Origin of the sequence: Clostridium subterminale (genome assembly GCF_039521425.1) — a bacterium.
Taxonomy (GTDB): domain Bacteria; phylum Bacillota; class Clostridia; order Clostridiales; family Clostridiaceae; genus Clostridium_J; species Clostridium_J subterminale.
Map to the genome: position 1 here is coordinate 438,290 of NZ_BAAACI010000001.1, position 22,979 is coordinate 461,268.

General features: G+C 29.5%; 18 protein-coding genes and 2 tRNA genes. 1 reads left to right on the plus strand and 19 read right to left on the minus strand.

Annotation, left to right across the window (positions count from 1 at the left end):
* Nucleotides 1-153: 153 nt before the first annotated feature.
* The 12 genes from ABDZ93_RS02310 to ABDZ93_RS02365 form a co-directional block, all read right to left on the minus strand.
* On the minus strand, nt 154-1,416 hold the full coding sequence (locus ABDZ93_RS02310) for a metallophosphoesterase family protein (RefSeq protein ID WP_343823258.1): 1,263 nt from the start codon (nt 1,414-1,416) through the stop codon (nt 154-156).
* Between the two features lie 34 nt (nt 1,417-1,450).
* Nucleotides 1,451-5,143: a BREX-1 system adenine-specific DNA-methyltransferase PglX gene (gene pglX / locus ABDZ93_RS02315; protein WP_343823260.1), complete on the minus strand. Its 3,693-nt coding sequence runs from the start codon at nt 5,141-5,143 to the stop codon at nt 1,451-1,453.
* 280 nt (nt 5,144-5,423) lie between these two features.
* Nucleotides 5,424-5,621: a hypothetical protein gene (locus ABDZ93_RS02320; protein WP_343824548.1), complete on the minus strand. Its 198-nt coding sequence runs from the start codon at nt 5,619-5,621 to the stop codon at nt 5,424-5,426.
* 119 nt (nt 5,622-5,740) lie between these two features.
* Nucleotides 5,741-6,547, minus strand: coding sequence for an NAD(+) diphosphatase (gene nudC / locus ABDZ93_RS02325; RefSeq protein WP_343823262.1), 807 nt, complete (start codon nt 6,545-6,547; stop codon nt 5,741-5,743).
* A 126-nt stretch (nt 6,548-6,673) separates the two neighbouring features.
* Nucleotides 6,674-6,749: transfer RNA gene (locus ABDZ93_RS02330), tRNA-Lys, on the minus strand.
* Between the two features lie 222 nt (nt 6,750-6,971).
* Nucleotides 6,972-7,047 (minus strand) — tRNA-Lys (locus tag ABDZ93_RS02335).
* A 124-nt stretch (nt 7,048-7,171) separates the two neighbouring features.
* Nucleotides 7,172-8,311, minus strand: a complete 1,140-nt coding sequence (locus ABDZ93_RS02340; protein WP_343823264.1) for an alanine/ornithine racemase family PLP-dependent enzyme — start codon at nt 8,309-8,311, stop codon at nt 7,172-7,174.
* A 242-nt stretch (nt 8,312-8,553) separates the two neighbouring features.
* Nucleotides 8,554-10,023, minus strand: coding sequence for an aminotransferase-like domain-containing protein (locus ABDZ93_RS02345; protein WP_343823266.1), 1,470 nt, complete (start codon nt 10,021-10,023; stop codon nt 8,554-8,556).
* 137 nt (nt 10,024-10,160) lie between these two features.
* Nucleotides 10,161-10,619 (minus strand): hypothetical protein, encoded by a 459-nt coding sequence (locus tag ABDZ93_RS02350; protein ID WP_343823268.1) that lies wholly within the window; start codon nt 10,617-10,619, stop codon nt 10,161-10,163.
* A 616-nt stretch (nt 10,620-11,235) separates the two neighbouring features.
* Nucleotides 11,236-12,414, minus strand: a complete 1,179-nt coding sequence (locus tag ABDZ93_RS02355; protein WP_343823270.1) for an O-antigen ligase family protein — start codon at nt 12,412-12,414, stop codon at nt 11,236-11,238.
* 425 nt (nt 12,415-12,839) lie between these two features.
* Nucleotides 12,840-13,967 carry a phosphotransferase gene (locus ABDZ93_RS02360; protein WP_343823272.1) on the minus strand — a complete coding sequence of 376 codons (1,128 nt, stop codon included), beginning with the start codon at nt 13,965-13,967 and terminating at the stop codon, nt 12,840-12,842.
* A gap of 20 nt (nt 13,968-13,987) precedes the next feature.
* Entirely contained in the window at nt 13,988-14,905 is a 918-nt protein-coding gene (locus ABDZ93_RS02365; protein WP_425544753.1) for a sugar phosphate nucleotidyltransferase, read from the minus strand.
* Between the two features lie 140 nt (nt 14,906-15,045).
* Here ABDZ93_RS02365 and ABDZ93_RS02370 point away from each other — a divergent pair, with 140 nt between their 5' ends.
* Nucleotides 15,046-15,873: a PocR ligand-binding domain-containing protein gene (locus ABDZ93_RS02370; protein ID WP_343823275.1), complete on the plus strand. Its 828-nt coding sequence runs from the start codon at nt 15,046-15,048 to the stop codon at nt 15,871-15,873.
* Between the two features lie 37 nt (nt 15,874-15,910).
* On the opposite strand, the gene purD is transcribed toward ABDZ93_RS02370, so the two are convergent.
* Genes purD through purE form a run of 7 tightly spaced genes read right to left on the minus strand, consistent with a single transcriptional unit; the run spans nt 15,911 to nt 22,969 of the window.
* On the minus strand, nt 15,911-17,155 hold the full coding sequence (gene purD / locus ABDZ93_RS02375; RefSeq protein WP_343823277.1) for a phosphoribosylamine--glycine ligase: 1,245 nt from the start codon (nt 17,153-17,155) through the stop codon (nt 15,911-15,913).
* 30 nt (nt 17,156-17,185) lie between these two features.
* Complete coding sequence (gene purH / locus ABDZ93_RS02380) at nt 17,186-18,703, minus strand: bifunctional phosphoribosylaminoimidazolecarboxamide formyltransferase/IMP cyclohydrolase (RefSeq protein ID WP_343824505.1); 1,518 nt, start codon at nt 18,701-18,703, stop codon at nt 17,186-17,188.
* A gap of 4 nt (nt 18,704-18,707) precedes the next feature.
* A complete protein-coding gene (purN, locus tag ABDZ93_RS02385) occupies nt 18,708-19,322 on the minus strand; it encodes a phosphoribosylglycinamide formyltransferase (RefSeq protein ID WP_343823279.1) in 615 nt (204 codons plus the stop codon).
* Complete coding sequence (purM, locus tag ABDZ93_RS02390; RefSeq protein WP_343823281.1) at nt 19,310-20,308, minus strand: phosphoribosylformylglycinamidine cyclo-ligase; 999 nt, start codon at nt 20,306-20,308, stop codon at nt 19,310-19,312. The genes purN and purM overlap by 13 nt, the downstream gene beginning before the upstream one ends.
* Before the next feature lie 16 nt (nt 20,309-20,324).
* The gene (gene purF, locus ABDZ93_RS02395) at nt 20,325-21,749 is read right to left on the minus strand and encodes an amidophosphoribosyltransferase (RefSeq protein WP_343823282.1); all 1,425 of its coding nucleotides are present in this window, start codon (nt 21,747-21,749) and stop codon (nt 20,325-20,327) included.
* A 39-nt stretch (nt 21,750-21,788) separates the two neighbouring features.
* Nucleotides 21,789-22,490 carry a phosphoribosylaminoimidazolesuccinocarboxamide synthase gene (gene purC, locus ABDZ93_RS02400; protein ID WP_343823284.1) on the minus strand — a complete coding sequence of 234 codons (702 nt, stop codon included), beginning with the start codon at nt 22,488-22,490 and terminating at the stop codon, nt 21,789-21,791.
* On the minus strand, nt 22,490-22,969 hold the full coding sequence (purE, locus tag ABDZ93_RS02405; protein ID WP_343823286.1) for a 5-(carboxyamino)imidazole ribonucleotide mutase: 480 nt from the start codon (nt 22,967-22,969) through the stop codon (nt 22,490-22,492). The genes purC and purE overlap by 1 nt, the downstream gene beginning before the upstream one ends.
* Nucleotides 22,970-22,979: the final 10 nt, after the last annotated feature.

The following is a 22,979-nucleotide window of genomic DNA, read 5'->3' on the forward strand; positions in this document are numbered from 1 at the left end:
GCAATTTCATCTAAAGTTTAACTTATATAGATTACTATTAAATATTACCTTTTTAAAGTTTACCATAAATTAAAGGAATATATAGATATTTTGCTAAACTTAACACAATTTTGATTATAACTTTAAGAATTAGTATTGTAAATATAATATTTATTATTTTATAGACAATACTTGAATGCCTTCTTTTAAATCAATCTTTATAATCTTTGGACTTATATAATCATAGGCTGTAGAAAGGTTAATATTTCTTCCATTCTCTATAATACTACCTGAGGAAAAAACACTATACACTCCATTATCAAAATACTTCTCACAACCATTTTCATGAGCTTCATGCCCTCTTATAAAGATATCAACCCCAAACATCCTACTAAACTCATAGAATTCTTCTTCTTTAAACCTAAATCTACCCGAATTTTCTCTAATCTCCTGATCTCCTCTTAAAGGATCACTCCAAAGAATATTTTGAACTATAGTTTTCCCTATGTTATCAACAATAGATTCATCTGTTAAATCCATTATTGATTTAATATATCCATATATATCCTTCTTCTCCCTATGTGGTCTTGGTAATCCTCCATGAGCTCCTAATATAATCTTATCTCCCATTATTATAATATTAATTATGGCCATACTATTAAATAATTCTAAATACTTTTTTATTAACTCTTTAGAAAAACTTCCATTTTTCTTATATAATATATCTAAAAATAGAATAAAGTAGTCTTCCATTTTATCTTCCAAGGGCTTTCCTACACAAAGTTTTACACCACCACCTTCAAGGAATCCACCATCATGATTTCCTTTTGTTAGGTAAATATTTCCTGGGAAAATATATTTTAAAATCATTATTTCACCTATAGTTTTTAGATGCTCTTTTCCTCTATCCACATAATCCCCTAAAAAAATTATTCTAATATTTTTCCTCAAAACAATTTTTTCAAAAAAATCACAATTCTCTAGTATTCTTCTTATAATAAAATCATCAGAATGAATATCTCCAACAAAATAATATTCATAACTAGAATCTTTAAATAGATATATTCTAGAACCCCTTTTCCCATCAATACCATGATTTTTTATATTTTTCATATTTAATACATTGCTAAAAATATTGTCATTACTTATATCATCTTCTTCATTATGTAGATTTATAACTTCATCAATTAAAAACTCATGTATCTTACTCATATTACTTAAATCAAAAGTATATATATCTTCCAAGCCATTCCACATCCGCTGACTTATACCTTCTATATCTTCTCTTAACTCGTTTTCATTTTTATATTGAAGCTTTTCTACCTTATCTCTACTTCTCTTTATCCTAGCTACTATCATTTCATAATATGCCATAAATTTTTCATCAGATATGTCACCAAATAATTCTTTATTTATGCTATCCAGATTATTCACCATAACTTTCCCCCTATATGGTTTAAATATAAAGTCCTTAGATTTTATATAAAAGATTCATCTTAGCTTCCTTCCCATTTTTTTTCATTATCTTAATATTTTGAAGTTTATCGTAATTTTTTACAATTCCTTCATCTAAGCTAATGGACATTTCTTCATTAGCCATATATGCAACTATTTCATCATACTCAATAAGTTCCTCTATTTGCCTTTTTATCTTGTCACTTTTTTTCCTAGCTCTAGCTCTTTCCTTTGCACTATATTCCTGTGAATCTTTTATTAATTCTAATCTACTTAACTCACCTTCATATTTTCTCTGTATAAGATGAACATATTCCGTCCTCAATGTAGCTATGGTTAATCTGTCATATCTATGGGCATATACCAAAGCTTTAAATCCATCATTCTTACCTGAATCAAATAACCAATAGATAGGTTTCTTTCCATAAACTTTTACATGATCCTTATAAAATTCCTTAAATAAGTATCTTCTAATGCTTTGTCTTGAAGTCTCACTATCCTTTTTGCCTAAAATATTAGCTATAAAATTAAGATTTTCTTCTAAGGTATTATTTCCATAAACTCCTTTTAAGAATTCAACGAATTTAGTCATTAAGTCTTCTGAAAAATATTTTTCTTCTGTTATAGGTATTATATTATCAAACTTAGGCATAAAACTTGAATTTACCCATCTATCATCAGTTACTTTTCCTTTGGAATCTACTATAACTTTCTTAACTCTATAATTTTCAAAATCCCACTTATTTTGAAAGTTTCCACCTCCGTATACTAAACCATCAATATCAGTTGAATATCTCCCCATAATACATCCCACTGCAAAGGATATTAAAGATTTCACTTCTCTTTCTACACCAATTCTTCTTAACGTAATATCATTGTAAGACACATCTGGGGTTAATTCTTCACTTAATCCATAAATATCTATGAAAATTTTGTTTAACTTTTCTTCATTATTTTTAAGTCTCTCAATAATTTTAATATTTTCCTTTTCCCAATGTCTAAATCTAGACTCTATGGTTACATCATTAAAACCATCTTCTCTTAAGCCTCTCATCAATGGATGAGTCCTAAAGTTCCATGATATCTCAAAGTCATTCCATTCTGCTTCACTAATAGCTATGTTTTCCTCTACAACTTCATCAATGATAGACTTAATTTCTTCTTTAAATATACCTTCATGTATTGGAATATTCTTCAAATCTCCTACTTGTATATTATAGGTTGGATTCATTATATCTAAAAACATATTAGCAACTTTGCTACATAATAATGCTAGTACTACCTTTTCTATTTCTTTATCATTAAAGAATATAGAAGACCCAGCGACATCAAATATGAACCCCTGTGGAGAATATCTTACTCCCATATCTTCCGAAATAAAAGTATAAGTAAGTCCACTTTTGAAATAAAATTCCTCATTTTTTATAGTCCTACTATATGATTTATATAACTTTGATGCATAATCTTTTACTTCTGCACCATTATTCTCCCAATTAATTACAAACCTATTATTTCCAAACCATTTTCTAAATTCTCCACCTTTGTTATATGGAAACCATTTTTTCTTACTTAACAAAGCTTCCTCTTTATCACTGGCTGAAAAATTAATTTCATTTATATCAACCTCATACCAATCCCTTAAAAACCGTTTATTATCTGATGTAGCCATTCCTTGCCTAGGCTTTGCAATATTTTCAAACTTATCTAAATTAGAAAATAATTTTAATACATTGTCATTTACCCAATAAGCGAAGGGCTTTGTTGGAATTGTCATAAGTTTTTTTAACCATATATCATAAACTCTATCTTTTTCCATGCCATTACAAGCTGACTTGACTTTTATTTTCTTTTCTAAAGCAGTTGTCTCCTTAGTAAGGTCTACAATCCTAGTTTTATATTTAGAAATTTGGCTATTTTGATTTATGAAGGCAACATTCTGTACTATGGTTCCCACATTATCTTCAAATACTCTAGACCCTAAATGAATCATACTTATAAAAGTACTTTCTTCTAAAAGCTTACCTCTAAGTTCTAAAAAACTACTTAAAAACATCCATGAGTGTTGGTTTACCATGGCATAAATCCCATCTTTTTTTAGATAGTTCTTACATACTTCCATATACACAGAAAATAAATCATGCTTTGATAAAGGATAATTATTAACAAGATACTTAGCTAGTGTATCATTAGCACCCCTTAATCCCATATAAGGTGGATTAGTAATACAAACCTCATATTTATTACTCATTATTTCTCCTTGATTTATGAGCTTTGGTAATTTACTCAAAAGTATCTGTCTATAATCACTAAATATTAAATTATTTTCTTCATTTATCTCTTCTAACCTTGCTTTTAAAGTCTGAAAATTAACCTTCTCAACCCTTAATATTGATCCAAACTCCTTACCATCTCTAAAAGCATTTACTAAATAAGATAAATCTCCTCTTATCTCTTCATCTTCATTTGCAAAGTATTCTATAATTTCATAAGTAATACCATTGCTTTCTTCTATAGATTCTATATTAAGCTTTAAAGGTTTTTTTTCAACTTCTCTAAAAAACCTTCTATTATAAGATCTGGCCTTCATAGCAAGACAAAAAGCACCAATTTGAGTTGCTCTTAAGTCTATATCCAATCCAAAGATATTACTTTCCAATATTATCCTTGGAATCTCTCGTTCTGGATAAGCTGCAGATTTGTAAATTTTATAAAGCACATCAAAGGTATATAACAATATATGACCTGAACCCATGCATGGGTCAAGAACCTTTATATCCTCAGGATATAATTTCTTTCTATCCAATTTAATGCCACCTAAAATATCATTTATTTCTGAATCTTGAATCCCTTCCTCTAAATAATATTTCAACTCAGTCTTTAAATTTCCATTCTCATGCCCTTGAATCCATATGGTTCCCAGTGAATTTTCTACTAGATATTTCACTATCCACTTAGGAGTAAATAACTGAGTAGCTGCTGGAATGTTTTCTTTAGTTATTTTTATATTTTTCTTTAAATTATCAAAAACCTTATCCTTTTTTTCAGAAATATAGTACTGGTACATCCATCCTATAATTTCCACTTCATCTTTCCAGTCTTCTTCATCTATGTCACTGCACATTTTTCTTAGTATAGAGCCTTCTTCTAATAAATTATCTGGAAATAATAATTCTGTATAGTCTGCTGTTTTCTCAAATAAACCAGGAATAATATTTCCTAATTCATTACATTGCCTTATTAAAATATATTTATATAGACTTTCTCTATCAGAATTTTTACCACTATCTAACAACTTATAGACTAAATCTGAATCTAGTCTCAACTCTCTTATAACTTCACCAACTCTAAATAAAATATCTGGTTCTGTTTTACCTGGTATCTCTGAAGATATAATTCTTATTCCAATGGGTAAATAATCATTTACCTCCATATATCTTAAACCTATAAATCTATTAAACCAAGTATATGCCACCTCTTCCACAACTTCATCTAAAGATTTAGATTCTACTTCCTTTATAAGTGCTTTTCTATGGTTAGGTAAAATATTAAGTATTTCTTCTCCACCTACTACTTTAAATCCACCTTGAACCTTTTCTATATCTCGAACTCTATTATCTTCAATCCCAATTTTATATGCTCTATCCTTTATTTTTTCAATAAGATTACTTCTTGCCCAAATGGCAAAAGCCTTAACTTTATTCTTATCCATAGTTTAATTGCTCCTTATATAACACGTAAAAATTTCAATAGCTTTATTATAACATAGTAAGAATTTTTTATTAAAATTTTTAATAATTTATTAGACCATTATTTTTATTTTCATATTTTGAGATTTTATAATTAAAACTTAAAGAGCTATCTCAAAGTAATTTACTAATATCTCTGAAATATTGAGTTTCTACTTTAATATTCTTGCTAGTAAATACTCAATATTAATTTAAGATTTAGATTATTTCGAAATAGCCCTTTTATAAATAAAATATTTAATTTTAATAACCGTTTTTTTTTGCTACAATACCACTTTCATTGGTTCCCGGCTCCTCAATAGTAGTATTAAAGCTACTTTGAGCATATTGACCTTGAGTTTTATTACCATTGCGAAGATAGTTTTCCTTTTTATATTTTCTTTTATCTTCTTCGCGTTGTTTAATCTCATATTGTTGATCTCTTATTAATTCATGGTCCATCTTTATCCCTCCTTTAACAAATATATTCATTGTTTATTATGTGTTAAAGTTTATTTAGTATACTATAAAAACGCAGTATACGTTCCTTTGAATACCACTATATAGTTCTTTTATAAAATCTAGATCCCAGTATAATTCTCCTTAAACCAATCTATTAGTTTTCTTGCAATACTAATGTTGCCAGGAATATCTGGTAAGTTATTTGCCTCAAACCAGCTTGCCTCTACAATTTCAACTCCATCAACCTCTATTTCACCCTTATCATATTCTGCTGTGAATCCTATCATAAGAGAGTTAGGAAAAGGCCATGGTTGATTACCAAAATATTTTATATTTTTAACTTCTATTCCCACTTCCTCCATAACTTCTCTCTCTACACATTGCTCTAGAGTTTCACCAGGCTCTAAAAATCCTGCTAAAACACTATAAAAACTATGTTTTGACTTAGCATTTTTAGCAAGAAGTAATTTTCCTTCCTTAACTATAGCAACTATTATAGCTGGACTTATTCTAGGGTAGCTTATAAATCCGCATTGTGGACATATTTTCCCATATTCATTTGATATGGTATTAGTTCTACTACCACAGACACCACAATACTGATGGGTTCTATCCCAACTCATGATTTGAATAGCACGTCCCGCTTCTATATATATTTCATCAGGAACTTGTCCATATAAGTTTCTTAAGCTTATAAATTTCATACCTAAAGGTTCTAAATACTCTTGAGATACCTCGACAGAGTAACACTTACCACAACTTCTAGTTCCTAGATTTTGAACTCTTATAGGATTAATATTAATAGATTCTAAATCTTTAAATTTAGGTATAAAAATTCTATCTTCTTTCTCTTTAACTAATAGTTCATTTTGTCTAAATATAAACCAACTAGGTGCATTAGCATTTTCTATTGATAAATGATTCATTATTTTTCCTTCTTTCATTTTGTATAAAATCTATATTAACCTTAATACATTTTATTAATTAAGTCTATACTATCTTATAATTTGAAAAGTAAAAAACCTCGTAATACTTGTTAGTACTACGAGGTTTGGTGCGCCATCAGGGGTTCGAACCCTGGACCCCTTGATTAAGAGTCAAGTGCTCTGCCAGCTGAGCTAATGGCACATGTCCTTATCACAAATATTATTATACAACCGACTGTAAGTTTTGTAAAGTATTTTATTAAAATACATTAAAGAAATATTTATCATCTAATGTAATAAAATATAAATCCGTGTAATTTATATTTACACAGATTAACTTAACCAAGTAAATCATTTATTATTCTATTATTTCCTAAAATAAATTTATAAAAAAGGAAACAACACTATACAGTATTGTTTCCTTTGGTGCGCCATCAGGGGTTCGAACCCTGGACCCCCTGATTAAGAGTCAGGTGCTCTGCCAGCTGAGCTAATGGCACATGTCCCTGTCACAAATATTATTATATTAAGATTATTTAATTTTGTAAATAAATATAGGTATATACAATAGATTTGAAAATATCTATTGTATATACCTATATTATAATTACATATTCTTTATCTTCAATATATAAACTTCTTATTCACATCCTTTGATCCACTAAGATATAATAAGTGAGGATAATATATATTGAATTCTATAACGTCACCAAGTTTATAATTGGTTTTACAATTTTCTATATCTATAATTAAATGGTCACTACTAGCACCAATTACCTCTATATTTTTATCTATAGGTATTAAAGTATCCACCGAAACAAAATCCTGCTTACCTATTGCCAATAATGCACGTCTTCTTTTCCCTCTATCTTCATAAGTGGGCTTATTCCCAAAAGCATCTATAAATATTTCACCAATCGGATGAGATGGTTTATTTTTAACTTCTACCACCTGAGCTTTTAATACAAATGAATCTTGATGTAGCATAGACATATCATACTCCCAAAAATCATCTAAATCCTTAGCAACAAGTATTCCTTCACCAATTCTTAAATTGTTAATTTTACTTGGTATTTTTCCATCCCAGATTAAAGTTAACGAAGAAGTAGCTCCTCCTGAGACCACATCTAATTCTCTACCAATTAAAGCTTCAATTTTTTCTGCTACCTCACATAATTTTCCTAAATTCTCTTCTGTAGGCTTTACAGAACCATAACATCCTAAATTAGTCCCTATACCATAAAGTTTAACATTAGTTAATTCTTTCTCTACATATAAGGCTAGGTTTATGAATTCCTTTTCATCTACAACGCCTTCTCTTAAATCACCTAAGTCCATCATTAAAATAACTTTATGATTCTTATTTATATTTTTACATTCCTCGTTTATTTTCTTTAAAGTTTCAATTTCAGAGTTTAAACTTATATCTGCATATTCTACTAGTTGTTTTATTTCATTATACATAGGTATTCTAATAAGCATAATTGGTTTTTTTACACCTTGTTTTTTCATCTCTATAACTTGATTAATTCTAGATGTAGCAAGATATTTACATCCTGCCTTATCCATCTCTGATACTATTTGTGGCATAGCATGTACAACTTTAACTACCCCCGCTACAGAAATTCCTTGGTTCTTACATAAATCCACAACATATTTAGTATTTTCATATACCTTTTTTAAATTTATCTCTAATATAGGAAATGCTTCCTGCTCCTCTATATCCTTTATATGGATATCATTGATTAAAGTGTTTTCTAACATAGTATCCTCTCCAGTCCCCTAATATAAGATACCTAATTTAAATTAGTTTTATTTAACAGCTGCTACCTTGCTTTCATTATAAGAAAATTCACTCAATGATTCTCCATCCATATTAATTATAATAAACCCAACCAAAAACTACTCATAACACAACCATATAATTATGTTATGAGTAGTTTTAAAAATCAAATATAATACTAAATTCAATTAATTGCTTAATCACTATAAAAAAATTTATAAAATTAACTTTTAATTAATTCTTTAATAAGCAATGATAATTTTAATAACCCTTCCTCTAGTTCTTCTATGGGGGCGTAGGAAAAAGAAATCCTTAAAGAATTGTTGAAATTAGCATCATATATATATCCAGGATATAATAAAATTCCTATTTTACATGCTTCATCAAAAAGCTTATACATACCTATTTTATACTTTAAAGTAATCCATACATAATATCCTCCTGAAGGTATTTCCCATGTAGCTATACTCTTAAAGTATCTATTTAAAGCATTTATTGTTACATCTCTTCTTATAGTTAACTGATTTCTTATCTCTTTTAAATGATTTTCATACAATCCCGTTTCTAACCATTTTCCAACAGTAAGTTGCGATAAAGAGCTAGAACCATAATCTGTTTGCATCTTTATATCACCTAATCGTTCAATTACTGGTTCTGGTCCAACAATCCAACCAATTCTTAGTCCGGGACATAATGTCTTTGATACACTTCCTACATATAATACCAATCCGTTAGTATCTATACTCTTAATAGGATCTGGTGGTGGAGCATCGATCCAAAGCTCCCTATAGACATCATCTTCTATAATAGGCAACTTTTCTTTCTGACAAACTTTTATCAATTCTTTTCTTCTTTTTTCTGACATGACTACAGAAGTAGGATTTTGAAAGTTTGGTATAGTATACAGTATAGATGGAACATGTTTTTTTATGTAATCTGGAATCAAATTAGCCATAACCCCTTCATTATCCATAGGTATTCCGCTTCTTCTCATATCTAAGGACTGAAATATTTGAAGCGAGTACATATAAGAAGGATTCTCTAGTAATACTGTAGAACCCTTTTGTAATAGCCCCATAGAAATTAGTTGCATTGCTTGCAAAGCTCCAGAAACAATAAGTATGGAAGATGGTGACGCATCTATGCCAATGGTCTCTAAATATTTACTTACCTGCTGCCTAAGATACATAGTGCCACTGGGACTTTCATATCCCAAATTATCCATATCTTTAGCTACTTCATTTAATATTATTTTCATTTCTTCTTTTGGAAATAATTCTGAAGAGGGTTCTCCAGTACTCAATCGTATATAATCTTCTCTAAACTCCAAGGTATTGATTTTCTTAATAGTTTTAACATTTGGAATATGAATTCCTTCATCAATATAAGACTTCCAATCTGGTTGTATATTAGATAATAAAGGTGATACATTATTTACTATTTTGGTTCCACCTTTTCCCTTTCCCTCTAAGATTCCTTCTGCCTTTAACTCATCTATAGCTGAAACAATAGTACTCCTATTTACATTAAAGATTTTAGCTAATTCACGTTGCGTAGGAATCATAAAACCTACTTGCCATTCCCCACCAATTATTTTCGCCTTAAAGTAATCTACAATTTGAAGATATAGGGGCTTACTTAAGTTTTTATCAGGCTTCCAATCTATATTTATTATATTTATCTCCCCTTTCAAGATAATAATATACTATTAAATAAATTTACTTATCTATATAATATATTAACCTAAATATTTCTTCTTTTATAGTCTTTTATAAGAATAGAGCTTAATTATCAAATGATAACTAAGCTCTTATAAATTTATTTTTCCTATTAAGATTGCATTTCTATTCCTTTTTTCTCTAGGTAAGTACATATGGCTCTAAAATCATCTATCCAATGAATTTTAGCAAGTTCTCGCAAATCTAAAGTTATACCTGTGCTTTTATGTTTAATATATTCCATATTATAAATTTCCGTTTCTACAAAATTATCTATATAACTATATATACATGGAACAAATTTATCCCAATTTTGTTCAAAATATTTAGTTTTTGCATAACATAATCTATTTATATGAAATATTATTCCTATAGGTGTACTCTTCATAGCTAGTTTATGACTAAAATATTCTTGATTAGGATATTTGGACTCTACTCTTTCCCAATATAAGTTTTCATTGGGATGTAAATTGAACTTATCAATTATCTTACACTTTTCTTCTCCCAATTCTTCTCTCATCAGCTTTTCTCTCATTGGCTGTTCCAACTCTTTTAAATATTCTAGATTCATATTGTAATGCCCCCCTATTAAAACCTTTATAAAATGTAATACATTATTCTTAATTTCATTTTATTGCTTTATATAGCAATTTACCAATACCAATTATTGATAAATATAATATTACTTATTGGTAATATTAATACAACTATATAAATTAATCTGTTATGTCAATTACATATAATTTTACATGAATAAGACTCCTTTGCTTACGTCCTAATATATAAAAAATTCCCTATATAACAATTTATATAGGGAACTATTTATATAGTTGTTCTATTTATGCTGATTTCATGGAACTTACTATTTAAATAATAAAATTAAGGTTGATTAAAATATAAACAGAGTTCTTATTATCAGTAGTATCAGTATTTTCGATACTTAGAACTCATTGTCCTTTAGGGGAAATCGTTATCCAGGGACATAGTAGCTCTTTACTCCCACTTTGAAGAAGATGGTAGTATTAGAGCTGGTAGTCATCGGATAAAGATATTCTTAGATTCTTCATTAACACTTTATAATATCACAATAGTTTAAATAAGAATTTTTAATAAAATGTGATTTAATATATAAAAAAGCTTTTATGAATAATAAACTTCTTCATAAAAGCCTTTATAAAATTTAACAACTATACAGCTATGCTTCTTCTTTTCGAAAACACACCAACACTTTCTTTTGCTAGGGCTGTGACTATAGATGATGATCCAATAAATAGTATTCCTATTTGTGGAGTTATCATTGTAAAATCAATAACTCCATGAACTAAAACAACCGCCTGTATCGCCATAAGTAAAGCTACACTATTATATCCAGATTTATAAAGATATATTAAATCTTTATAAATATTTGCTCTTATATATAAGTAAATTAAAAGCCCGATTACTCCTAAAGAAGTAAAAAGTGATAGCCATATATTATGAGAGTGATTAATGACACGACTATATCTTGAAAATTCATTACCATGCTCTATAGTTCCTAACATTCCCCATCCGGTTAATGGTTTCTCTTTTATCATCCTTAAAGATCCTAACCATATTTCTTCTCTAGTATCAAAGGACCTCTCAATCTGATGACCAGTAATTTCTTGAGATATATCAGATACCTTTGGAGGAGTAAAACCTACTATTACTATAACTAATAAAATAGATAAAATCATTATTATATCACTCTTATTTCTTTTTATTTTCAATAGTAATAGGCAAAGTAATCCAAACACTAATCCAATAAAAACCCCTCTTGAACCACATAAACAAATATTTATTAAAAATAAAGCTGTAGCACTATAATATGTCACTTTCTCCTTAATTTCTTTACTATTCCAAGCATAATATATTGCCATTATGACCATTATAGCAAACCAATCTCCAGCTACGTTAGGATTTCCAAAAGTACTAAAAATTCTATGGTTAGTTGAAACCTCCAATGGTACCCCTAAAAATTTCTTCCAAAGCTCCATAGGAAAATATGCAAAAGTAACCTTCTCTATAATTCCAACAATTCCTGAAAAAATTGAAAACTTGATTAGATAATTGCATATTAGTTCTAATTTTTCTTCTGTCTTGCAATAATTTTGTAAAACTACACTTATTGTAAAATATAAGAAAAATACTATTGAAACAGCTGTAGACATAATGCTTTTATTTAGAAGTCCAACTAATAGAGACCAAAGAAACAATAGGATTAATCCCATATTCCAACTATTTTTCAGTATTTCCTCTTTCATCTTTATTACTTTATAAGTAGTATATGCTCCAATAAATAATGCAGTATATGGAGACATAACAATTAATAATATTAAATTAAACATAATCTTCACCTTTATTTTTCTATTCTTCCATAACTAATATACTATTATTATGGAAACTATTTTTATTTTATAATTTTACATATAAATCTACTTTTAATACCTCTACATACATTTTACACAATTTTCCCATACTTGTTAATACCCTTATTACATATTTTGGTACTACTCGCAATACATAAATATACACATTGATTATAATACATTATGTACTTGTTTATTTCAATATAAAAAAAATATTGTAATAAATTCGTAAGAACTTGCTCCCTTTATATTATAAGATTTAAAGTTATTTCATATACCTTAAATAACTAAAATATACTTTCATTTTTGCTAAAAAACTAATTTTCTTGAAAAGCTTAAAATGAGCCATGTAATAAAATTTTATTACATAGCTCATTGAAGTATTATGAAATTTCATTATTTTTTTATTTTAATATATTTCTATAGTTTTCTATAACTTTTTTCATATCCATCCATTTTTTCTCCATATCATAAACTAGTTTAAACTGAGCTCTAGCACGATCTAAGTTATGATCTGGACGGTGTATTTTGAAGTAATTATCTCCATTAAGATAGTCTGTAAGAAATCTTATTCCACATTCTAATGTCATCATTTTAGCTCCCATGGGTAGCATGTCTATTTCATTATCAACTAGACTACCTTTACATCCCTCTAAAAATCCTCTTGTATATATTTCAAACAAATTCATATCTAAATTTACCTTAGATAAATCTATTTCATCTTCATCTCCAGTATTAGCTCCAAATCTAATAGAATCTCCAAAGTCATTGACTGAAAGTCCCGGCATAATAGTATCTAAATCAATAATACATATCCCTTTTCCACTTTCATTGTCCATCATAATATTATTTAATTTAGTATCATTATGAGTAACTCTTAAATGTAGCATTCCTCTTCGAAGCATATCTATTAAAATATGAGTTTCCTTTTCTCTTTCCATAACAAACTCTATTTCTTTTTCTACCTTCTTTACTCTTTGAAACTTATCCTCTGCTATTGCTATTTTAAAAGATTCAACCCTAACAGGTGTATTGTGAAAATCAGGTATAGTTTCATATAATGTACTAACATCATACTCTGATAATAGATTTTGAAAATACCCAAAAGTTAAGGCACTTTCATAGAAAATTTCTGGTTTTTCTACCTTATCAAAACTAGTAGCGTTTTCTATAAATTTATAGCCTCTCCAATAGGATCCTATACTATCCTTAAAAAAATTATTTCCATCTTTAGTTTTAATAATATTTAAAGTTTCTCTCTCTGTATCTCCACCACTTTCTTTTATTTTATATTTTAAAAATGATGTAACTCCTGATATATTTTCCATAACCTTTAAAGGATTTTTAAATATATTATGATTTATTCTTTGTAGAATATACTTTTTAATTTCTCCATTATTTTGCTCAAATTTCACTAAAAATGTATCATTAATATGTCCACTACCATATAAGGTATGCTCTATATATTTACCTGAAAAATTAATATTTTCAATGGCTTCATTAATTTTTGAACATTGTTCTTTCCTTGTCATATTAATAACTCCCTTATTTGCTACTTCCAAAGTTTTTTAGGGTATACTCCCATTAGCTTCAAGTTAAAAATTTCTTTTACTACTCTTTCTTTATCAGCTTTATAAGTAATTCCATACCATTTATCTCTAGATTTTAAAACCTTCACAGTTGCTTTTTTTTCATTTAATAATTGTCCTATTACTTCTGGTAAGAAATATTCTGCTTTAAGAGGATCCTGATGAACCTTTTTTTCAAAAAATTCTTCAAATCTGTTATTTAATTCTTTTAAAATAGTACTACTAAATCCCCACATATTCATTGAAACAATATTACTTTCTAAGATACTAGTCCAAGTTTTGCCTCTATCTTCAGTGTAAGCTGGTCCATTTTCTAATTTTGCAATATAATTTCTTTCAGTAATTCCTATAAGCATATTATTGTCATCTACCTTACATATTCCTCTAGCAACTCCACCACTATCTGTAAGCGTATTTTCTAAGTTATACCCTACCATGGCATAATTAAGTTTACTATCGTCTATTGAAATTAGATAATCATAAATCATTTTAAGGCCACTTTGCCCATAATAATCATCTGAATTAATTACTGCAAAAGGTCCATCTATTGCTCTCATACAACTTAAAACCGCATGACCTGTTCCCCAAGGTTTTTCTCTACCCTCTGGAATAGAATACCCTTTAGGTATATTATCCAATGTTTGATAAACATATTCTACTTGGATATATTTACTTATTTCATCACCGATTTTCCTCTTGAACTTCTCCTCAATTTCTTTTTTTATAATAAAAATTATCTTTCTAAAGTTTGCTCTTATAGCATCATATATAGAAAAATCAATAATTTTATGTCCCTCTTCATCTATAGCCTCTATTTGCTTTAGTCCCCCATATCTGCTCCCCATTCCTGCTGCCATAATAACTAATACTGGCTCTTTAATAGTAATCATCCCCTTTTTAAATACAGTTAATATATATATTATAAATCATATCATCTTGATATTTCTCTAAAAAATAGTATACTTATTAGTAAAATGGTCTTGTTTTTACTATTTTACTAAATTAAAAGGAGTATTATGCCATGAAGAATCTAATTCAATTAAATACAGTTCTAGAAGATTTACATAATATCTCTGGATTCAGAATTTCTATATATGATACTAATCTAAAAGAAATTGCTGCATATCCTCAAAGCCTTTCAGGCTTTTGCTCCTTAATCCAGGAAAATAAATGTTGCAAAGACTTCTGTGTAAAAAATGATAGGGAAGCTTTTAAGATTGTACAAGAAAGTAAAGAGGTTTACTTTTATCGATGTAAATTTGGTCTATATGAAGCCGTGGCACCTATATATCATTTTGGAGTACTATCTGGATATTTAATGATGGGACAAACTATAGACGATACACAAGATAGTAAATCCTATACATATCAAGAATCTATCAAATACTTAAAAGATACTTCTAAACTTTGTAACGAAATAGAAAAGCTTCCTACTAGTTCTAAAAGTAAAATACTATCTTGCATCTCTATAATGAATATATGTGCTAGATATATAACCTTAAACAACCATCTAAGCCTAACAGATAAAAACTTAGCTTACAAAATAAAAAAATATATCAATGAAAATTTCCACAAAAAAATTTCTATCGGTTTTTTATGTGAAATCTTTTTTTGTAGTAGATCTACTCTTTTTAACACCTTTAAAAAAGCCTATAATGAAACCATTAATGAATATTTAACAAAGGTTAGACTAGAGAACTCTTTAAAGCTTTTAAAAATTCAAGATTATTCTATAAACTACATTGCTAATAACTGTGGATTTAGTGATCAAAATTACTTTTCTAAAGTCTTCTCGAAAACCTATAGTATATCCCCCAGTGAGTATAGAAATAAAAATGCTAAGGAATAGTTATTTACTACCCCTTAGCATTTTCTTATTTCAGTATTTATTTACCAATATCTTTTCTATAATACATTCCATTAAAATTCACTTGTGATAACCCTCTATATGCCTTTTCTCTAGCTTCTTCTAAATTATCTCCAAGAGCTGTAACTCCTAAAACTCTGCCACCACTGGTAATTAATTTATTATATATAGTCTCAGCCCCAGCAACAAATACTTTTTCACTGCAACTATCAACACCTGTAATTAACTCACCTTTTCCATATTTTCCTGGATATCCTTTTGATGATCCTATAACACAACAAGCTGTCTTATTCTTAAATTTAACCATATCCTTACTAAGTTTTCCTTCTATAGCTGTTTCAATTATATCAATAAAAGAACTCTCCATAAGAGGTAATACAACCTGAGTTTCTGGATCACCCATTCTAACATTATATTCTAAAAGATATACTCCTTTTTCACAAATCATCAATCCAAAGAATATTATTCCTACATAATCTAAGTGCTCTTCCTGTATGCCTTTAAGTGTGGGCTTTAAAATATCTTCTTCAAAGGCATTTAAAACCACTTCATTACAATATGGATTCGGAGCTACAGTTCCCATTCCACCTGTATTAGGCCCCTTATTATCCTCAAATATAGTCTTATGATCCTTAGATGATATAAAAGGTATTATAGTATTTCCATCCGTAATACTTAATATTGAAGCTTCTACACCTTGTAAGAACTCCTCAATTATAACTTCATTCCCAGCTCCTCCAAAAGTATCATTAACCATGAAATCATTAATGGCTAAAATTCCTTTTTCCTTAGTTTCAGCTATAACAACGCCCTTACCTGCAGCAAGTCCATCAGCTTTTATAACTATTGGATATTCAGCCTTTTCCAAATACTCTAAAGCCTTCTTTGAATCTCTAAAAGCTTCATAAGCTGCAGTTTTAACTCCATATTTTTTCATAAATTCCTTAGCAAAGGTTTTGCTTCCTTCAAGAGTTGCTGCTTTCTTACTAGGTCCAAATATTTTTAGATTGTGACTTTTAAATAGATCTACTATACCATTACATAGGTATACTTCTGGTCCAACTACAGTTAAATCTATAGAATTTTCTAAAGCAAAGTTTAGAAGTTTATCATTATCTGTTAAATTAATATTTTCACATTTATGTTCCATAGAAGTACCACCATTTCCTGGAGCACAATATATCTTTGAAACCTTATCACTCTTACCAAGTTTCCATGCTATAGCATGTTCTCTTCCACCATTTCCTATAACTAAAATTTTCATAAAATCACCTCAAGTTTAACTTCTAGGATACTAATGTTTAAAATGTCTCACTCCTGATAAAACCATAGGTATGCCATACTCATTGCATGCCTCAATACTCTCATTGTCTCTCATAGATCCACCTGGCTGAATTATTCCTTTTATATTATGTTTACTAGCTTCATCTACACAATCTCTAAATGGGAAGAACCCATCAGAAGCAAGGATTACTCCATCTCCAGCTCTATCTATAGCTTGAGTTGTAGCCCAAATTCTATTAACTTGTCCACCAGCTATTCCCTTGGCCATACCATCCTTAACTACCACTATAGCATTGGACTTTACATATTTACAAACCTTCATTCCAAATATCATATCACTCATATGTTCCTTTGAAGGTTTTGCTTCTGTAACTACTTTTAATTCCTCATAAAGCTTTCTATCTACATCCTGTACTAATATACCTCCATCTACAGAAATAACTTCTTTTTTATCACTTGGTTTACTCGTACATTTTATAACTCTTAGATTTTTCTTTGTTTTAAGTACTTCTAAAGCTTCTTCTTCGAACTCAGGCGCAATAACAATTTCTAAGAAAGTTTTTTTCATTTCTTCTGCTGCCTCTTTAGTTACTTTAGCATTAAGGGCTACTATACCTCCAAAAATTGAAACATTATCACAACTATATGCTTTACTATAAGCCCCTAAAGCAGAATCCCCCACCGCAACTCCGCAAGGTGTATTATGTTTTAAAGCACAACAGGTAATTTCTTCAAATTCATTTACTACTTTCCAAGCTATATCCATATCCTTTATATTATTGTAAGAAAGTGCCTTACCATTTAATATTACAATATTATTAAGCATTCCAGTTTTATTTGTATTAGTAAATACAGAAGCTTCTTGATGAGGATTTTCTCCATATCTTAAATCTTCCATTTTTTCATAAGATAAGGATAAATACTTATTTGAATGTTTATCCTTATTCTCCATGTGGTTTAATAAGTATTCACATATTGCACTATCATAGGCTGTGGTTAAGTTAAATACCTTCATAGCAAGATATTTACGAGTTTCAAAGGAAACTTCTCCACTTTCCTTCATTTCCTCCATAACTATTTTATAATCTTCTTCATCACTTATTACTACCACATCTTTAAAGTTTTTAGCAGCACTTCTAAGCATTGTTGGACCACCTATATCTATAAATTCTACTGTTTCTTCAAAGGTTAATCCCTCATTAGCTTTTTCAAAGAAAGGATATAGATTAACACATACTAAATCTATAGTATCTATTTCTCTTTCTTTTAAAGTCTTCATGTGCTCCTCATTATCTCTAATGGCAAGGATACCTCCATGAACTACAGGGTGTAGTGTTTTTACTCTTCCATCTAACATTTCCGCTGCCTTTGTAACTTCTGCTACTTCTTTAACTTCTATGTTATTTTTCTTTAAAAGACTATAGGTACCACCAGTAGATATAACTTCTATCCCATGCTCTACTAAGAATTTTGTAAACTCTACAATTCCATTCTTATCATAAACACTTATTAAAGCTCTTTTCATAATTCCATTACTCCTTTATAATAACTTTTCTATCCTCTATAAAAATCTTATGCTCACTCATAAGCTTTATAGCTAATGGCAAAGCTTTATGTTCTTCTTTTAATATTCTTTTTTGTAGCTTTTCTGGAGTGTCATCTGATTTTACATTTACTACATTCTGGATAATTATAGCTCCTGTATCTGTATTTTCATCTACAAAATGTACTGTACATCCACTAACTTTTACACCATAATCTATTGCAGCTTCATGAACTTTAATTCCATACATACCTTTTCCACAAAAACTCGGAATCAGTGAAGGATGAATATTAATTATTCTATCTTTAAAACCGTCTATTAAAGGAGATGAAATAATTGACAAATATCCTGCAAGAACAATTAAATCTATCTTATCTTTTACCACTTCATAAATTTTGTTGCTTAGATCTTTCTTATATATTTTTCTGTCTAAAACTAAAGTATCTATATTGTACGCTCTAGCTCTTTCTATTCCATAGATTCCTTCTCTATCACTTATAACATACTTAATATTTACATCTTTTAAATATCCATTTTTAATGCTATCAATGATAGACTGGAGATTAGTTCCTCCACCAGAAACTAACACTGCTATATTAAGCAAACTCCTCCACCTCCAGCTTGTACTTTACCTATTTCATAAGCTTCTTCTCCAAGAGCTTTAAGTTCATTAATTACATCATTTTTAACAGAGCTATCTACTGCAAGAACCATACCTATTCCCATGTTAAAGGTATTAAACATATGATATTCATCTACGCCATTATTAATTAAATACTGAAATATAGGTTGTCTTGGGAAAGAATCCTTTTTAATCTCTGCTGTAAAGTTATCTTTAAACATTCTTGGTACATTTTCATAAAATCCACCGCCAGTTATATGCGACATTCCATGGATATCAAATTTCTCCATAAGTGCTAATACTGGCTTTACATATATCTTTGTTGGTTCTAATAAAATCTCACCTAGAGTTCTTCCTTCAAGGACTTCGTCATAATTTGTAACAACTTTTCTTACAAGAGAATATCCGTTACTGTGCACACCAGAAGAAGTTATGCCTATAAGGGTATCTCCTTCTTTAATTTTGCTTCCATCTATAATTTTATCTTCATCCACGATCCCAACAGCAAATCCAGCAAGATCATAATCTCCTAAATCATACATCCCTGGCATTTCTGCTGTTTCTCCACCAATAAGTGAAGCATAACTTTGTAAGCATCCTTCACTAACACCCTTTACAATATCACTAGCTATAAGAGAATCTAATTTTCCACAAGCAATATAGTCTAGGAAAAACAAAGGCTTAGCACCATGACATAGAATATCATTAACACACATAGCTACACAATCTATACCAACTGTATCAAATTTGTTAAGCTTAATTGCAATCTCAATTTTAGTTCCTACTCCATCAGTACCTGAAACTAATACAGGTTTTTTATATCCTTCTGGTAGTCTCACCATTCCAGCAAAACTTCCTATTCCATTTAAAACCGACGAAGTTAAAGTTCTAGCTGTATATTCTTTCATAAGCTTTACAGCTTTATAACCTTCTTCTATATTAACTCCTGCATCTCTATATGTTATCATCCTATATCACTCCTTACTATAATTTTACCGGTGCGGAAATTGGATACTCTCCATCAAAACATCCACAACAAAATCCATGGTCACTTTCAAGACATTCTAATAAGTTTTCTTTTGAAAGATATACTAGACTATCTGCTCCAATGACTTCCCCTATTTCTTTTTCATTCATTTTCTCTCCTATAAGCTGACTTCTATAAGGTATATCAATACCATAATAACAAGGATATTTAACCATAGGGGAGCAAACTCTAAAATGAACTTCAGAAGCTCCAGCTTCCTTAAGCATAGTTACCAATCTCTTACTTGTAGTTCCACGTACTATAGAATCGTCTATTAAAACAACTCTTTTACCAAAAACATTATCTTTTATCACATTAAGCTTAACATTTACCGAAGCTTCTCTCTCTTCTTGTGTTGGAGCTATGAAAGTTCTTCCAATATACTTATTCTTAATAAGTGCCATATCTATAGGTATTCCTGATGCCTTTGCATATCCCATAGCAGCTGACATTCCTGAATCTGGCACCCCAACTACTATATCAGCCTCCACCGGTGCTACTTCATAAAGCTTGATTCCTGCTTTATATCTTGAATTATTAACACTAATTCCATCTATAACACTATCTGGCCTTGCAAAATATATATATTCAAAGGAACAAGTGGCAAGCTTAGATTTTTCACCAAACTTTATGGATTTTACACCATTTTCATTAATTACAACTACTTCACCAGGTTCAACATCTCTTATAAATTCAGCACCTGTAGCATTAAGTGCACAACTTTCCGATGCTAATACATAACTTTCATTTATTTTTCCAAGGCATAATGGTCTAATTCCGTATGGATCTCTAACTCCTATTAACTCATTTTCAGTTAATATTACAATAGCAAAGGAACCTTTTATAGCTTGCATAGAATCAATTACACTTTGAAGTATTCCTTTCTTCGACCCTCTAGATATAAGATTAATAATTACCTCAGTATCAGTAGATGTTTGAAACATGCACCCTGAATCTTCTAAAAGTTCTTTAATAATAGCAGCATTAGTTAAATTTCCGTTATGAGCTATAGAAATGTTTCCAAGTTTAAATTTTCCCATAAGGGGTTGAGCATTTTTTAGTGAACTCCCCCCAGCTGTAGAATATCTTACATGTCCAATTGCACCATACCCATTTAATTCCTTTAGGATTTTCTTACTAAATATTTCAGATACAAGACCCATATCCTTATGGCAATTCATATCGCTTCCATCAAAGGTTGCTATTCCTGCACTTTCTTGACCTCTATGTTGAAGGGCATAAAGACCGTAATATGTCCTTTTTGCTACATCTAAGTTGTCCTTCTTACTATATATTCCATATACCCCGCACTCATCATGAAATTTATCTTCATCATAACACTCATATCCATCGTAACTAGAAGCCTTAAACTTAAAATCCATTACTGTTTCCTCCTAAAAAATACTCTTGCCAATGATCAATTACTTAATTCTTTCAAGCACCTTTGTATATCCTTCTACTAAATCTCCTAGTTCTCTTCTAAATCTATCTTTATCAAGCTTTTCTCCTGTTTTAAGATCCCATAATCTACACGTATCTGGTGAAACCTCATCTGCTAGTAATATTTCTCCATTAAGTTTTCCAAATTCCAATTTAAAATCTACTAATTTTATATCTTGATTCAAGAAAAATTCAGTAAGTATTTTATTTACTTTAGAAGCTTGGTCATATATATAATCTAATTCCTCTTTTGTAGCTATTTCTAAGGCCATAGCATGATAATCATTCATTAAAGGGTCTCCTAACTCATCATTTTTATAGCTAATTTCAAGTACTGTAGTCTTAAGCTCTGTACCCTCTTCAACCCCATATCTCTTAGCCATACTTCCAGCTGCTATATTTCTTACTATAATTTCTAGAGGAATTATATCCACTCTTTTACATATTTGTTCTCTATCACTAATTTTTTCAACAAAGTGAGTCTTTATTCCTTTTTCTTTTAACATTTCAAAGATTATAGAACTGATAGTATTATTTAGTATTCCCTTTGAAGCTATTGATGCCTTCTTCTCTCCATTAAAAGCTGTTGCATCATCCTTGTAGTAAACTAGTACTTCATCTTCCTTTTCAGTTTTAAATATTCTTTTTGCTTTTCCTTCATAAATAAAATTCTTCATATCCATTATAATTCTACCCCCACTTCATTTTCCTTTATAAAATTCTCTTTCATATTTTTTCTATATTCTTTTAATTTATTTTTAATTTCTGGGTACTTCACTGAAAGCATTTGAACTGCCATCATTCCACCGTTATAGCTATTATTTATTCCTACAGTAGCCACTGGGATTGATTTTGGCATCTGTACTATTGAATAAAGAGAGTCTACCCCATTAATAGCTGCATTTATTGGAACACCTATTACCGGTATAATAGTTTTTGAAGCTATAACTCCTGGGAGATGAGCTGCTAGCCCTGCTCCAGCTATAATTGTTTCACAGCCTTCTTCCTCTAGCTTTTTTAAAACTTCTGTTAACTTTTCTGGTACCCTATGAGCTGACAACACATGAGCTTCAAAAGGAATATCAAATTCTCTTAAGCATTTCGCTGCACCTCTCATTACCTCAGTATCCGACTTACTTCCAAATATAATTGCTACCTTCATTTAGTACTCC